This window comes from Granulicella mallensis MP5ACTX8, from assembly GCF_000178955.2.
Taxonomy (GTDB): Bacteria; Acidobacteriota; Terriglobia; order Terriglobales; family Acidobacteriaceae; genus Granulicella; species Granulicella mallensis.
The window spans coordinates 745,327-760,590 of sequence record NC_016631.1; the positions used below are offsets into that span (position 1 = coordinate 745,327).

A 15,264-nucleotide genomic window follows, 5' to 3' on the forward strand; every position below is an offset into this window, starting at 1 on the left:
ATGATGATGCGCACTCTCCAACTCGACAGCCTTCGCCTCCGCCTTCTGGTGCTCGCGGCGGCGTCCGTTTTGCCGGGAACGATGTGCGCACAGAGCACGGCTCAGAAGAACTCCGTTCCAGTGACCGCGCCGGAGCCGCAGGCTGTCGCGCCGCAGATGCCCCTCGCGCAGGGGATGGCACTCGACCGAGTGGTTGCTATTGTGAACGGCGATCTCATTCTCGACAGCGACGTGAATGAAGAGACACGTCTGCAGGTCTTTCAGCCGTACCGCAATCCGAATGCGGATACCTCGCGCGATCGCGCCATCGAACGCCTCATCAACCGAAGCCTCATCCTGCAGCAGTTGAAGTTGCAGCCTGAAGATCCCATTACGGACGATCAGGTCAGGAAAGATCTCGACAATCTGCGCAAGAATATTCCGGCGTGCAAGCCCTACAACTGCGAGACGCCGGACGGGTGGAACAAGTTCCTTGCAACCAATGGATTTACCGAAGCAACACTGATCAGCCGCTGGCGGTCGCGCATGGAGGTGCTGCGCTTTATCGAAGAGCGCTTCCGTCTGGGTATCAAGGTCAAGCCTGAAGAGATCAAGTCCTACTACGACAAGACGCTGCTGCCTGAGTACGCCAGGCAGAAGGCGACGCCACCGAGCCTGGATTCGATCTCCAGCCGCATCCAGGAGGTATTGCTGCAGCAGGAGGTCTCTGCCCTGCTGGGCGACTGGCTGAAGAGCCTGCGCGCGCAGGGCAGTGTAGTGGTGCTGCATCCGGAAGAGGGGGCGCCATGAGCGAGACTCCGAAACCCTCTACCGGCGAAGTCTCTTCCTCGCCTGCTCCAAAGCGTAACCGTATCCTCCGCGTGCTGGGATGGATCTTCGGCTCGCTGGCGCTGCTCCTCGTACTGCTGGTGGTGGGTGTTTCGTTCTACACGACGACGGATGATTTTCAGCACCGGGTTGGGGGCGAGGTCGTTAAGGTTCTCGAGGACTCGACCGGCGCCCACGTCGAGCTGGGCCATCTCTCCTTCAGTCTCTGGCACCTGGCGATTGAGGCGGACGGGTTGGTTCTGCATGGCACGGAGGGCCCGGGTGAAGCCCCGTATCTCTCCGCGGACAAGATCTTTGTGCGCCTGCGCATCAACACGTTCCTCTCGCACATCGTGGGCAAGGGGCCGCAGTCGCACGTGGGCGTGAACTATCTGCGCGTCGAGCAGCCTCATATTCATCTCATCATCGACAAGGACGGCAAGACCAACCAGCCTGTACCGAAGCACAAGGGCACCAGCACGGAGCCGATACAGGACACCCTGCTCGACCTGCAGGCCGGCAAGGTGGAGCTGGCGAACGGACTTGCTGTCTTGAACGATCGCGCGATTCCGTTCGACCTCGCCGCACAGGATCTCGCTGTTGAGGTGCACTACATCGCGTCGTCCGACCACTACGGTGCGACTGTCGACCTTGCGGACCTGCGCACAAAGATGGCGAAGCAGCCCGAGGTGCAATCGAAGCTGCACCTGACCGCCGAGATCGGGCGCGACATGGCACAGTTGCAGAGCCTGGACTTCCGCACCGGTGCGACGACGCACCTCACCGCGAACGCGCTCCTGCAACACTTCAACAAGCCCGCATGGCAGGTCCAGGCAAAGGGCTCGGTGGAGCTCAAACAGCTTGGTTTTCTTACTGGAGTCGAGGGCTTGACCGGGGGCTTGGTCGATCTGGACGTGCATGGGCGCAACTGCGTTGTCGCGCCTCCGACCGCGCCTAAGAAGCACTTCTGGCAGCGGCACAGCAAGACGCCGGCCCCGGCCACCGCGACGCTGCAGCCACCCGATCCTGACTGCAAGTCCGGCTATCTGTTAGTGGGCGCGGTCAAGCTGCACAACGTGGGCTATCGCAATGAATATGTGCGGCTGCATGACATCAACGGCGCCGCTCAAATGCACTTCACTCCGGCACAGATGCTGCTGTCTTCGCTCACGGCTTCTCTGCCCGGTGGAGGCGGCGCGCAGGGCGAGCTGCGGATCGAGAACTGGCTGGGCGCAACGCCAGGCGGCTCTCGCGCCTTCGTTACGGCTACGATCGATCGCATTCCGCTGCGCACAATTATGGATATCACCGCGCCCGAGCACTATGGCGATCTAGGTTTCGATACCGCCGTAACGGGGCCGGTTAAGGTCCAGTGGGGCGGCCCGGACGCCGATGTCTCGAAGACCGTCCAGGTGGATGGCGACCTGAAGTTCGCACCAACGAACGTTGCACGCCGCGGTGCGCTCTCGAACATTCCTGTGACCGGCCAGACACTGGCGCACTATGACGGACGCCCGGAGTCTGTAAGCATTACGCATCTCGAGTTACAGACGCCCGCCACCGTGCTGCAGGTCAACGGAATACTGGGCGTCAACAACGGCGATCCGCTTACCTCCCTGCAGGTCAATCTGCAGGCACGCGATCTTGGCGAGTTTGACCAGTTGCTGCAGACGCTCGGCTTTGAAGCCAACGGCAAGAAGGGAACCGCTGCGATTCCTGTTGTGCTGCATGGGGCCATGGACTTCAACGGCTCCGCGCGCGGAGCGATCCGCAATCTCGACGTAAAGGGCCATCTCGTCGCGAATAACGCTGAGGTCAAACTGGGCACCGCAGCCGATGTGCAGATCGATTCCGCCGTCGCCGATGCTGAGTACTCGCCCAACAGCGGTGTCGCCATCGCCAGTTCCACCATCAAGCGCGGGACGGCTGTGCTCAACGTAACCGGAACATTCGAGCCGAGGAAGACCGTCTCCCGGCGTGGTGTTGTCGACTATGTATGGGACAACGACCTGGGCATCGATACGAGCGTGAAGCTCGCCAACGCGCAGGTGACCGACCTGTTGCAGATTACCGGGCAGCAGAGCAAGGTTCCTGTCACGGGTACCGCCAACATCAATGCCCATCTCTCCGGAACGGTCAAAGACCTGCATGGCAGCGGCAATGTCACTCTGACCAACGGTGCGGCGTACGGAGAGAACTACCAGACTGTCTCTGTCGATGCGACTGCGCAGGGGCAGCAAGTCAATGCCTCCCATTTCCTGGTGCAGGCCCATGGCATGACCGTTACAGGCAGTGGCGGGTACAACCTGACGAGCAAACACATCAATGCTCATGTGCAGGGCGATAAGCTGCAGCTCTCCAAACTCGATCTCGTGCACAAGGCGAATGAGGATGCCGACGGCGTGCTCTCGCTCGACGCCACGGTCGATGGCACGATGCTGGAGCCGAATCTACAGGCGAAGATCGCGGTGGCGAACATCACGGTCGAGGGCAAGCCGTTGGGTGACCTGAACCTGACAGCCCACAGCACGGGCTCGACCGTCTACTACGACCTGACCTCGCACATGGTTGGAGCCCAGGTGGCGGCGAACGGACAGACGTTGCTGCAGGGCGACTATCTGACCCAGGCAAAGCTCACGTTCTCTGGCTTCGATGTCTCCAGGCCGATGTCCCTGTTCTCGCCGGGCATGGTTCAGACGAGCTCCATCATCGATGGCACGGTCACCGTGAACGGTCCCGCCGCCAAGCCGCTGCAACTGAAGGGCACGGCCGCCTTCGGTACCTTCGACTTCAAGCTCCAGGGGGTCGAGCTGAAGACCTCAGAGCCTCTGCGCGCAAGCCTGAGTAACGGGGTGGTTTCGGTCGAACAATTGCACATCGTCGGGCAGGACACGGACCTCCATGCCGGAGGGACGTTGCAGGTCTTCGGCGACGACAATCCAATGGGGGGAGCGATCAAGCTGAATGCGAACGGCAACGTCAGCATGACGATCGCTCACACCTTCAACCCCGATCTCATCACTTCGGGCAAGGTCACGTTCAAGGTGGCTGCCGACGGGCGGCTGAAGCAGCCCTCGCTGACCGGCAATGTGCAGTTCCAGAACGTGAATCTTGCGATGGACGGCATTCCCAACGGTCTGAGCAACCTGAATGGAACGATGGTCTTCAACGAGAACCGTCTGACCGTGCAGGATCTGACCGCGACGTCCGGCGGCGGGCAGCTCAAGCTGGGCGGATCGATCAGCTATCAGAAGGGCCTCTTCTCGGACCTTACCGCGACTGCCGACAACGTGCGGGTGCGGCTCTACGGCATGAGCACGACAACGAACGCGAATCTGCGCCTGCAGGGTACGCAACAGTCTCTGCTGCTCTCCGGCTCGGTACTGATTACTCGTTTTGGCATCGGGCCGGATATGGACTTTGCTGCCTTCGCCGGATCGGGCGGAGTAGAAGCGCCGCCCGATCCGGACTCCGCGATGAACAAGATTCATCTGGATGTCCATGTCACCAGCGCGCCGCAGCTCGACTTCCAGAACTCCTACGCGAAGCTCGCGGGCAACGTCGATCTCACCATCCGAGGTACCCTCGGGACGCCCAGCGTGCTGGGCCGCATCCAGATCACCGACGGTAGCGCGACCTTTGCGGGGACGAAGTACGAACTCGAGCGCGGCAATATCTACTTCAGCAACCCCGTGCGCATCGACCCGACGATCGACCTCGATGCCACCGCGCGCGTCGAGAACTACGACCTCACCATCGGGCTGCATGGCACGACGACGAACCTGAAACCCACCTATCGCTCCGAGCCGCCGCTGGCTGAAGCCGATATCTTCAACCTGCTCGCCCTCGGACGAACGCAGGAGGAGGCGCAGCTCTACCAGGAGCAGCAGGTGCAGGCCGGAACCGACCCGACCACCAGTGCTTTGCTCGGCGGGGCGCTCAACGCGACGGTTTCGAACCGCGTAGGCAAGCTCTTCGGTGCGGGCTCGTTCAAGATCGACCCGGCCTTTGTAGGGACGCTCGGCAACTCGGCGGCCCGCATCACGGTCCAGGAACCTCTCTCCAAGCAACTCACGCTGGTGTTTGCGACGAACGTCAACCAGAGCGCCCAGCAGCTGATCCAGGTGCAATATCAGATCGACGAAAACAAATCGATCGTCGCAACCCGCGACGAATCAGGCGTGTATTCGGTCGTCTACAAGATCCGCAAACGCTATCGCTAGGGCTGAAACACACCATAGCGTTTTTACCCACCCAAGGATCGACATCCTTTACCCACCCAAGGATCGTCATCCTGAGCGAAGCGTCCCAGCTTTTGGGGACGCGCAGTCGAAGGACCCCGAGGCTTGCAATCTTGCCCATACCTTCCGCACCTTTCTACCTCAAACGCTCGTGCCTGGGCTCTCGTGCTGGAAAAGGTCTCAACAGCATAGGCGAGATAACCCCCTCGGGGGTCTTCGACTGCACGCCTCGCAAAAGCGCGAGGCACTCCGCTCAGGATGATGCTTCTGTGGGGGGATTGAGCAAGAAGTATAGGTACATCGATCTCCCTCTTTACGTGATTTATACCCCGTATTGGAATATATTTATCCGCCAGGTGTTTCTTAGGCATCTAACGTTGCGCAGTGGCAGTTACATAGCAGCTTACTTTCGCAGCTTTCCGGAGTGTCTTTCTTATGCGACTTGTCTCTCGAATCGGTTTCATTCTCTCTCCTGTTTTGAGCATCCTGCTCGCAGCACCCACCATGATCCACGCGCAATCTCCCTCCGATGCTCAGATTGGTGCCGAGGTCCAGAAGTCGCTCGGCAACAAGCGATTCAGCAACGTGCATGTAGCGGTGAACAACGGCGTCGTTACACTCAGCGGCCGGGTAGAGCGCTTCAGTGATAAGGAAGAGGCCGATCGCAAGGCGAATCACGCGAAGAACGCCTCTGCAGTCAGTAACAGGATCGAAGTTGCGGTGCCGGAAAACATCAGCGATGGGGCGCTGCGGGAGAAGCTCGGCAAGGCTTTGATCTATGACCGCGTGGGCTATGGAACGACGGTGTACAACAACATCAACCTGGGCGTCGACCATGGCGTCGTAACGCTGAGTGGCATGGTCTACGGACCTACCGATAAGGATTCAGCCCTTAGCCTCGTGGCGAATACCCCCGGAGTGCGTGACATCATCGACAACCTGGAAGTAGCTCCGGTCTCGCCGATGGACGACCGCATTCGCATCGCGGAGGCGCGGGCAATCTATGGCCATCCTGCGCTCAACAAGTACGCCCTGGATCCTGCAAAGACGATCAGGATTACCGTCGTCAATGGACATGTGACGCTGAACGGTGTGGTCGACAGCAAGATGGACCATGACATCGCCGGTCTTCGTGCCAATGGCGTTCCGGGAGTCTTCTCGGTCGAAAACCACTTGCAGATTGCTGGCCAGCAGGCGGGCCGGTAAAGCTGCACTGGCACCCTCGTGAGGCGGCGGTGAAACCTGCCGCCGCTTACGCGAAAGGAGCCAGAGAAATACAATAGTTATCAGATGGAAAATGTTCTTCGCAGCACACGTGTCACGCTCGAGATGATCAAGTGGGAACACTCGATCTTCGCGCTGCCGTTTGCCTTGACGGGTGCGGTTCTTGCCGCAGGTGGGTGGCCTTCGCTACGCGTTCTCTGCTGGATCGTCGTCTGTATGGTCGGAGCGCGCAGCGCGGCGATGGCCTTCAATCGCCTGGCAGACAGCGAGATCGACGCCGCAAACCCTCGCACCGCCACCAGGGCGCTCCCGAAGGGGGAGCTGTCCAAGTCGTTCGTTCTCTGCTTCACAATCCTTGCGGCGGGCGTATTTTTTCTGGGTGCGGCGATGCTCAATCGGCTGACCCTGGAGCTTGCTCCGGTCGCTCTGATCGTTGTGCTGGCCTACAGCTACATGAAGCGTATTACCCGTTGGTCGCATGTCGTATTGGGACTGGCACTGGGAATCGCTCCGTCAGCCGCCTGGATTGCGGTTCGAGGCTCGCTGTCGCCGCGGATCATCCTGCTGACAGGGATCGTCATTCTCTGGGTGGGCGGCTTCGATGTGCTCTACGCCTGCCAGGACTTTGAGCATGATCGCAAGGCCGGGCTGAACAGTGTGCCCCAGGCGTTCGGTCTTGAAGGCGCCTTCTGGATCGCTCGACTCATGCATCTGGGAATGGCTGTGCTCCTGTTTGTCCTGCTCCATGCGTTTGGGCTGGGAATGATCGCGCTGGTGGGCATGGTTCTCGTGATCGTGCTGCTCGCGTATGAGCACGCCATTATTGCGCCGCATGATCTGCGGCGGATGAATGCTGCTTTCTTTACGCTGAACGGAATCATCTCGATGGTGTTCTTTGTGTTCATTGCCACCGACGTGTTACATCGTCGCTGAAGCTCTTGCTGTTGCCTTTCTTGTTGTCATTCCCGCAGGGAATGCTTCTTAGCCTGATGGATGCGGAGGAACGGAACGCCGCAATGCGTATTCTTGCGGTCTCCGAAGCGGTTGCGGACCCACGAGCAAAGCACGGTGATTTCGAGATTCATGGCGTTCGCATTCTTCCGGGTCGGGGCAATCATCTTCGAGCGGCGTAATCCGGTGCTCCCCGCCAAGAGAACCATAGCGCGGTCCTGCACTGAGAGCTCTCCAAGCAATGCCTGAAGCTCTCCCGGGTTGTGACACCCTTTCGCGCGGCGGCTTCGACGAGGTGCGGCTTTTACTGATAGGGGTGGCGCGCTCCACGGCGTCGAGCTGGTCGGGCGTCTCTTCTAATTTGCTTAACAGCTTTGCCCTTTCTCTATGGGTGTGTGACATCCCTCTCCTGTGCCTTCAGTTGGAGACTAGTCTTCTAATTTCTCACTCACATGCATTTGCAGCCGGTAAGTCCGGCGTATGGAACACGGTGGGGTACAGTAAAAGGAAACGTGAAAGAACAGCCGCACGCCATGAAAATGGGGAGATTTCGTTTGTCCCCGGTTCAACTGAAATTGCTCACGGTAAATCTGACAGCCCTGGCATCTCAGCATGTCAGTCCTGTCGTCAAAACCTCCAAAAGCTTTTCATCGTGTTTCTGCTTCACGAGCCGAAGTATCGCCTTGCCTCTGCTCGTTGCCTTTTTATCATTCTTCTAACTGATTCGCCGTCTTGAGGTTCGTATGCGCAAGTTTTCCCCATTAGTTGTTGTTGCTCTGAGTATGCCTCTGTTCGCCAGCCTTGCGGGTTGCGGTGTCAGCCCAAATACAGTGTCTTCTTCTGTCGCGGGCGCCGGTATACGAGGTGCCCTGCATGGTGGTCAGCAGCCTGTCACCCATTCCCGCATGTACCTGATGGCCGCCTCCACCTCGGGTTATGGAACCAGCAGCACATCGCTCCTCAATCCGGCGAACGCCGACGGAACCGACAGTATCGGCAGTTACGTGCTTACTCAGGCTGACGGCTCCTTTGCTATGGGTGGAGACTTCACCTGCACCCCGAACCAGCAGTTGTATGTCCTCGCGATGGCAGGAAATCCCGGTCTTTCAGACCCCACCACGAATGCGCAACAGATCTCGCTGATGGCGGCTGTGGGGCCATGTTCGGGCCTGGCCAACGTTGGCACGGTCAATATCAATGAAGTTTCAACGATCGCCACGGCCTATGCGCTGGCCGCCTTTACCTCAAGCCCCACGCAGATTGCGACTTCCATCAGCACGCAGGGCGCAACGAACCTGGCGAATGCCTTTGCAACGGTTACCAATCTGGAGAGCCTGAACCTGGGGCAAGCCCTGGCCCAAACACCAGCCGGAAACGGCACTGTGCCGCAAAGTGAGATTCATACGCTGGCAAATATTCTGGCTAGCTGCGTGAATACCTCCGATGGTTCAAGCTCTCCCTGCGCCACACTGTTTGCAAATGCGCAAACTCAGGGAACTGCTGGCACTGTTCCTACCACGACGGCGCAGGCGGCTATCAACATTGCGCACAATCCAGGTTCTGTCGGCGTCAACAATCTGTTTGTCCTGCAGGGGACGGAACCCCCCTTTCAGCCGTCCATGGCGGCTGCTCCGACGGATTTTTCGATCTCTGTGAGCTATAACCCGAGTGAACCGGGTCCAGTACGTGCACTTGCGGTGGACGCCTCGGGCAATATCTGGGTTCCATGCCAGGGGGCATCCCCCGTGGAACTTTCCCCCTTAGGTGCCATGATCTCTCCTGCCGGTGGGTACACCGGCGGAAGCCCCGAGGGTTATGGAGCGGTGATAGATCTGAACGGCAACGTGTGGATCAGTTCGAACGCCGGGTTGGTTAAGTACGGCAGCAACGGGAGCTATATGGGCAGCTACTCGGGAGGAAATTCCAATGGCGGCCCATCGTATGAACGAGTCGCTATCGATTCCTCGGACAATATCTGGTTAGCGCATAGCGATGGTCTTGGACTATATAGCAACAGCGGCACGGCGCTCTCTCCTGCGTCCGGTTATGCCACGAATGCTTACGTGGCGGATGTCCGTATTGATTCCTTGGGGAATGCATGGATCGCGGATAAAGATGGGTTCCTGGCAGAATTCAACTCTTCGGGAACCCAGCTCAATCAGTATGAGGATGGCTCCTATGGCGCGTCCGCACCTTTATCGCTGGCCATCGACTCCTCGAATCGAATTTGGGTGGCGGACAGCAATACGACTGAGGTCAGCCGATTCACCGCTGATGGCACGCAAACGATGTATAGCGGCGGAGGGACGAACGATCCCTATGACATCGCAATCGATGGCGCGAACTCGGCGTGGATTGTGAATCTGAATGGAACTGTCTCCGCCTTCAATAGCAATGGGGTTGCAATCACCCCAGCGGCTGGCTACTCGATCCCCGTCAACAACAACCTCGTATTCGATGCCGTCGACGGTTCCGGTAATCTTTGGGTTTCGCTACCAGCGAAGTTCGGATCCATTGAGGAGTTTGTAGGCCTGACCGTACCAGTCGTGACGCCAATCACTCCTAACCGTCTGGGAGTGATGCCGTAGGCCGGGTAGACGCAGACGGAGTAGACACTTCTGAATCCGTTCCCTCGACGCTTTGTGAGCAGTTGTACTAAAGCCGTGGCTTAAGAACCACGGCTTAGTACATGTCATCTAACTTCCGGTATTTGCTTTTCTAGTTTGTAACATCGAAGAGGCATGGCGTCATGCCATGCCCCTTCGCGTAAACCTATGGTGATTAGGAAACAGATTCTCTGCGGAAATGACAACAAGAAAGGCAATGGCAAAAATTAGCGATTCTTGTGCTTGTCGGTTGCGTCCTGGATGCTTTCCTTCACGTTGCGCGCAGCCGAGGCCAGGTTTTCGCGAACATCATGCGCTGTCTGCTCTGCCGCCGGTTTATTGCGTTCATGCGTGTCTTGGGCCGCTTCTTTCACCGATCCCCAGGCTTGTTCCGCATGTCCTTTGATCTGTTGGGCTGTGCCCTTGTTGGCCAGCTTCTGATCGTTGAAGGTCTCGCCGACACCCTGCTTGATCTTGCCGGCAACTTCGTCGAATTTACCCTTGATGGTGCTATCGCTTGTAGTTGTGCTCATAACAGTGCTCCTTCGTTGAAAATCCTGGAGAGGATGAGGCCACAAACTCGCGCTCATCCTCGGCTGGTCTTAAACTGGACGTTAGATGGTTGCTAGAGACCTCTACGGCCTGAAAGCAGATTGAAGATAAGAATGATCACGGCCAGTACGAGTAGAAGATGGATCCATGCTCCAAGTAGGTGGAATCCAACGAATCCGAGAAGCCAGAGAATGACGAGAACGATCGTGATAGTCCAAAGCATAATGTTTGTCTCCTGGAGTTTTTCGTGACGGCGATAAAGCGTTTAGCCGTTGCGACGCCGGCAATTTTACTGGCGCTCGTTATGGTAAGTTGCCGGGTAGTGGGCCGAGGTTGTCCTTCGGCAGGAGATAGTTAAATGCCGAATTTTTCAGGGGTTGCCCCATGCCGCTAATTTCTAAGACGTCCCACCCCCAAACCCCGGCGATACAACGTATTGCCATCCAGGGGGAGCGCGGCTCCAACAGCCACATGGCGGCTTTGGCGATGCTGGGAGCCGTGGAGGTTGTGCCCTGCAGCGTATCGGCTGAGGTCATTCAAGCCGTGCTGCTGAAAGCGGTCGATGGGGCCGTGTTGCCGATCGAAAACAGCCTGCATGGCTCGGTCGCCGAGCACTACGATCTGCTGCTTGAGTATCCTGTCCGCATTGACCGCGAGAGCCTGCTGCGCATTCGGCATAACCTGATCGTCGCTCCGGGCGTCCGGATGGCGGGCATTCATTCTGTGCTCTCGCATCCCGTAGCGCTGTCGCAGTGCCGTCACTACCTTGCTACCCTGGACAGGGTCCATGCACTGCCGTTCTACGACACCGCGGGTAGCGTGAAACACATCATGGAGAAGGGCCTGCGCGATACCGCGGGCGTCGCTCCGGAGCTTGCCGCAAAGGAGTACGGCGCGGAGATCCTGGTTGCGGGTATTGAAGATCACACCGAGAACTACACGCGCTTTCATCTGTTGCAGCGAGCGGACGCTCCTCGGCCCGGGGGGCTGAAGCAGGCCAATAAGCTCAGCGTTGCGTTTGCCCTTCAGCATCGTCCCGGCACGCTGGTGGCTGCGCTGCAACGGCTCGCCGAGGCGGGAGTCGATCTCACCAAGATCGAGTCGCGACCGGTGCCGGGCAAGCCCTGGGAGTACGTCTTCTATGTGGACTTCCGCTTTACGGATGCCGCCAACGCGGATGCCGCCCTGCTCGCCCTGAAGAAGGACTGCAGCATGGTGAAGGAGCTGGGCCGCTACGCTGCTGCGTGATCGTTGCTGCGTGCAGCTTTTGGCTCGAAGGCCCAGCGAGCTCTCCACAGCAGCACCATCAGCGTTGCGAGGATGAGCACATCGAAGGCTACGCCCAATAAGAGCGAAAAGTTCATGAAGGCCGGCCCTGGGCTGAAGACAGGCGTTGGCATACCCATGGTGTGTGCCAGGATCTGCTGGTAGTCGAGCAGCCGCTGGCGAACGTTGGGCAGCAACAGCGACACGACATTCAAGAGTCCAACGACGTAGAGCGCAAAAGTCAGCACCCACGCGGGCTTTTGCAGCTTGAGCAGGCCAATGCCGGCGACTCCTGACAAACAGGCAAAGACCAGGTACATCACGTGACTTGTCCAGCCCGATAAGATCACGCCAAAGAGAAACGCGGGAAAAGGCAGCAGTGTCGCGATCAGCGTCACGCCAAGCCCGAGAAGCAGGAGGACGGCAATGATGGTGATCGATACGGGGCGTGCCGGGACTACGGGCTGTAGCGGAGCCGCGACGATGGGCTGCGGATACATCTCTGCCGGTGCTGTGAGCGGTGCCTGAAGCGGTTCCTGGGGAAGAGGGCGGGCAACGGTGAAATCAGTGAGCGGCGAAGTGGGTGGGGGATAAGCAGGTGCAGGATAAGCTGCAGCCATGCCCGCGTCCGTCATTAGCAGGCCCCGCTGAGCTTTAGCCTGGGCAAAGGCTTCCCGCGTGTTGCGCAATGCAAAGTACACCAGCCACCATAGGCCGATAGCGGCTATGAACAGCCATAGCGCCGCGAAGACGAAGAAGACGATACGCATCACGGCAGGGTCTGCGCCCGGTGTCGGGGGCATGGACTTCATCATCGTAGGCATGGCTACACTCACCAGAGTGGAGAAGAGGCCGATCGCCGCCAGGCCGCCACCGATGATCATGATCGAGATGCGCGCCCAGTTCCGCATGCGGAACAGCCCTACGACGGTGGTGATCGCCCACGCCGCCAGCGCGAGATAAAAGAGTATGGCGAAGATCATGACGCCCAGCAGGAAGCCGGGCTGCGAAGCCATGCCTGGAGCCTCCACCGTTACGGGCATATGCTGCGCCATGACCGTTCCCAGCACCGATAGGCACGCCATCAGGCACAACATTGCAGCTGCCAGGCTGAGCACAATTGCTGAAACCACTACACCTACAGGTCGCCGAATCATGGCGCAAGTGTATCGCAGGAAGATTGCTGCCGATGTCCCGATCTCCATTGCACTTTGTGCAACTTTTCGAGCGTTTGTCTCGTCGAAATTTGGAGCACCAGAAACCGACAATCTGTGAGCAAAGCCTGCGAGTCGAATCGACACGCAGGAGTGTTCAAGTGTGTCGATCCAGTTCGTCGTCGGGCCCGGTTTGAAGAAGTCACCCATCTCTATTTTCATTAGGGCCTCTCATGAAAACGTCGCGTCTGCTCTTTCTCCTCACTGGCTCCCTGTCCATTCTCGGCCTTAGCGGCTGCTCGGCTAACTTCGGGAGCGTCTCCCAGGATTCGGTCCAAACCACCGTACACATCAAGGGCATCGCCCATGGAGGCCAGCAACCGCTATCGGGCGCTCATATCTATATGTACGCGGCAGGCACCACAGGATATGGCAGTGCCTCAACCTCTATGTTGACCAGTGCGACAGGGAACCCTGCGGACGCGAACGGCAACTTCTATGTCACGACGGATGCCACCGGGGCCTTCAACATCGGCGACACCTTTGCCTGCCCGACGGGCGGCTCCTCCACCGAAGTCTACCTGTACATGGTGGGCGGCAATCCGCAGCAGTCAGTGGACAGCACTGACAATCCACACGCGGGCCTGCTTACCACGCTGGGTCCCTGTGCCCAGGTTGGCACCATTCCGAGTGTGTCGATGAATGAGAGCAGCACGATCGCCACCGCGTTTGCCCTGGCGGCCTACGCCACGGATGCGACCCACATCGGCAGCTCTTCAACCGCTCTCGGTATGCAGGGTCTGTTCAACGCGGGTGTCAACGCGCTCAACCTGGTGGACCAGGCTACCGGACAGATCAATGCGACCCTGCCGACGAACGCCAATGTCAGTATCCCCGTCTCCACGATCAACACCCTGGCGGACATCCTGGCCTCCTGCATCAACTCCTCCGGAGGCAGCGCCTGCCCCTCGCTCTTAAGCAACGCTCTGAGCTCCGGCACAACAGGGACGGCTCCGACCGATACCGCGTCGGCGGCGATCAATATCGCTCACAATCCGGGAGACAATGTCTCCGCCCTGCTCAACCTGGCCAACAACGCGAGCCCCTTCCAGCCCATCGTCACCTCCGTCAACGACTTCACCCTCGGGCTGACCTTCTCCGGTGGGGGGATTGAACTTCCCGGCACCCCGGCGGTCGACGCTGCGGGCAATGTCTGGATTCCGAATGCAATCAGTGCCAGTGTTACCGAGATTTCAAACTCGGGTGCGTTTCTCTCTGGCGCCTCGGGGTATAGCACGGGTGGCAATTGGGCAGAGTCCATCGCGTTCGACACCTCGGGCAATGCCTGGGTCGCGAACTTTCTATCCAGATCTGTGAGCAAGTTATCCGCCTCTGGCGGGATCCTTGCCCAGTACACGGGCGGCGGCATGGGCAATGGACCCAACACCATCGCGGTCGATGCCTCAGGCAATGCCTGGGTCGCGACGGGGAACGCCAACGGATTGCCGGCTCAAGGTACGGTGTCCATCCTCTCCCCGGGCGGGACGTTTCTCTCTGGCGCCAACGGCTACACGGGCGGTGGTCTCAATGCCAGTGACGTCGTCGCCATCGACGGCTCCGGCAACGGTTGGATCACCAATACTCTGGGCGGCATCATGAAGGTAACCCCTGCGGGAGCCTTTCCTTTCGGGCCTACCGGCATTACTGATTCCACGATCACCAACCCCAGCAGCATCTCGATCGACTCTGCGGGAAGCGCCTGGGTCGTAAGTTCGGGGGAGATTTCAAGACAGCCCGGAAGCGTGCTGAAGGTGGCGAACAACGGCACGATCCTCGTTGAGGGCCTGCTGCCCGGCGCCGCTCCGGAGGGCGTTGCCGTCGACGGTGCCGGCAATGCCTGGGTCACGGATGTAACCTCCGGCAGTGTGAATGTGCTGTCCACCAACGGTACGGTCCTCTCCGGTTCCTCTGGCTATCACGGTGTTACTCCCGGTTCCTTTGGTATCGCGATCGATGGATCGGGCGATGTCTGGCTATCCGTGCTGGGGGAGAGTAGCTCCGTGACCGAACTGATTGGCGTTGCGCAGCCCGTGATTACTCCACTCGCTGCCGCTCTGCCTGTTACACCTACAGCGGACGGGAGCAGCAACCTGGGGACGCGCCCGTAGGTGTGAAGGGGCGGGGACAACAACGGATCACATATTTTGTTTCGCCACAGGGCCGTCATCCTGAGCGTAGCGCCTCGCGTTATTTGCGAGGTGCGGAGTCGAAGGACCCCGATGGACTTGATCTCACCCAGGGGGTCGGGATCTTTTCCCGCACGAAAGTCCAGGCTCGAGCGCTCGAGCTAGAAAAGCTGCAAAAGGTTTGGGTTAGATAGCAACCCTCGGGGTCCTTCGACTGCGCGACCCCAGAAGCTGGGACGCTTCGCTCAGGATGACGATTCTGTGGAGACGCAAAACA

General features: G+C 59.0%; 11 protein-coding genes. 7 read left to right on the forward strand and 4 right to left on the reverse strand.

Annotation, left to right across the window (positions count from 1 at the left end):
* The 4 genes from ACIX8_RS03225 to ACIX8_RS03240 all read left to right on the forward strand — a co-directional run bounded on the left by ACIX8_RS03225 (position 1) and on the right by ACIX8_RS03240 (position 7,205).
* The gene (locus ACIX8_RS03225; RefSeq protein WP_014263880.1) at positions 1–789 is read left to right on the forward strand and encodes a SurA domain-containing protein; all 789 of its coding nucleotides are present in this window, start codon (positions 1–3) and stop codon (positions 787–789) included.
* The gene (locus ACIX8_RS03230; RefSeq protein WP_014263881.1) at positions 786–5,030 is read left to right on the forward strand and encodes a translocation/assembly module TamB domain-containing protein; all 4,245 of its coding nucleotides are present in this window, start codon (positions 786–788) and stop codon (positions 5,028–5,030) included. Before ACIX8_RS03225 ends, ACIX8_RS03230 begins: the two co-directional genes overlap by 4 nt.
* 453 nt (positions 5,031–5,483) lie before the next feature.
* On the forward strand, positions 5,484–6,254 hold the full coding sequence (locus tag ACIX8_RS03235) for a BON domain-containing protein (protein WP_014263882.1): 771 nt from the start codon (positions 5,484–5,486) through the stop codon (positions 6,252–6,254).
* Positions 6,255–6,338: 84 nt separating this feature from the next.
* Positions 6,339–7,205 carry a UbiA-like polyprenyltransferase gene (locus ACIX8_RS03240; RefSeq protein ID WP_014263883.1) on the forward strand — a complete coding sequence of 289 codons (867 nt, stop codon included), beginning with the start codon at positions 6,339–6,341 and terminating at the stop codon, positions 7,203–7,205.
* 26 nt (positions 7,206–7,231) lie between these two features.
* Here the strand turns inward: ACIX8_RS03240 and ACIX8_RS03245 are convergent, their stop codons facing one another.
* Positions 7,232–7,447, reverse strand: coding sequence for a hypothetical protein (locus ACIX8_RS03245; protein ID WP_150110471.1), 216 nt, complete (start codon positions 7,445–7,447; stop codon positions 7,232–7,234).
* Positions 7,448–7,966: 519 nt separating this feature from the next.
* Between ACIX8_RS03245 and ACIX8_RS03250 the strand changes: the two genes are divergently transcribed.
* Positions 7,967–9,811 carry an NHL repeat-containing protein gene (locus tag ACIX8_RS03250; protein WP_014263886.1) on the forward strand — a complete coding sequence of 615 codons (1,845 nt, stop codon included), beginning with the start codon at positions 7,967–7,969 and terminating at the stop codon, positions 9,809–9,811.
* Between the two features lie 245 nt (positions 9,812–10,056).
* Here the strand turns inward: ACIX8_RS03250 and ACIX8_RS03255 are convergent, their stop codons facing one another.
* On the reverse strand, positions 10,057–10,362 hold the full coding sequence (locus ACIX8_RS03255) for a CsbD family protein (RefSeq protein ID WP_014263887.1): 306 nt from the start codon (positions 10,360–10,362) through the stop codon (positions 10,057–10,059).
* 92 nt (positions 10,363–10,454) lie between these two features.
* Positions 10,455–10,604 carry a lmo0937 family membrane protein gene (locus ACIX8_RS25510; RefSeq protein ID WP_014263888.1) on the reverse strand — a complete coding sequence of 50 codons (150 nt, stop codon included), beginning with the start codon at positions 10,602–10,604 and terminating at the stop codon, positions 10,455–10,457.
* A 161-nt stretch (positions 10,605–10,765) separates the two neighbouring features.
* Between ACIX8_RS25510 and ACIX8_RS03260 the strand changes: the two genes are divergently transcribed.
* Complete coding sequence (locus ACIX8_RS03260) at positions 10,766–11,629, forward strand: prephenate dehydratase (RefSeq protein ID WP_014263889.1); 864 nt, start codon at positions 10,766–10,768, stop codon at positions 11,627–11,629.
* Here ACIX8_RS03260 and ACIX8_RS03265 read toward each other — a convergent pair.
* Positions 11,614–12,780: a hypothetical protein gene (locus tag ACIX8_RS03265; protein WP_150110472.1), complete on the reverse strand. Its 1,167-nt coding sequence runs from the start codon at positions 12,778–12,780 to the stop codon at positions 11,614–11,616. The genes ACIX8_RS03260 and ACIX8_RS03265 overlap by 16 nt on opposite strands.
* Positions 12,781–13,034: 254 nt before the next feature.
* On the opposite strand from ACIX8_RS03265, the gene ACIX8_RS03270 reads away from it, so the two are divergent.
* The gene (locus tag ACIX8_RS03270; protein WP_014263891.1) at positions 13,035–14,969 is read left to right on the forward strand and encodes an NHL repeat-containing protein; all 1,935 of its coding nucleotides are present in this window, start codon (positions 13,035–13,037) and stop codon (positions 14,967–14,969) included.
* Positions 14,970–15,264 lie beyond the last annotated feature (295 nt).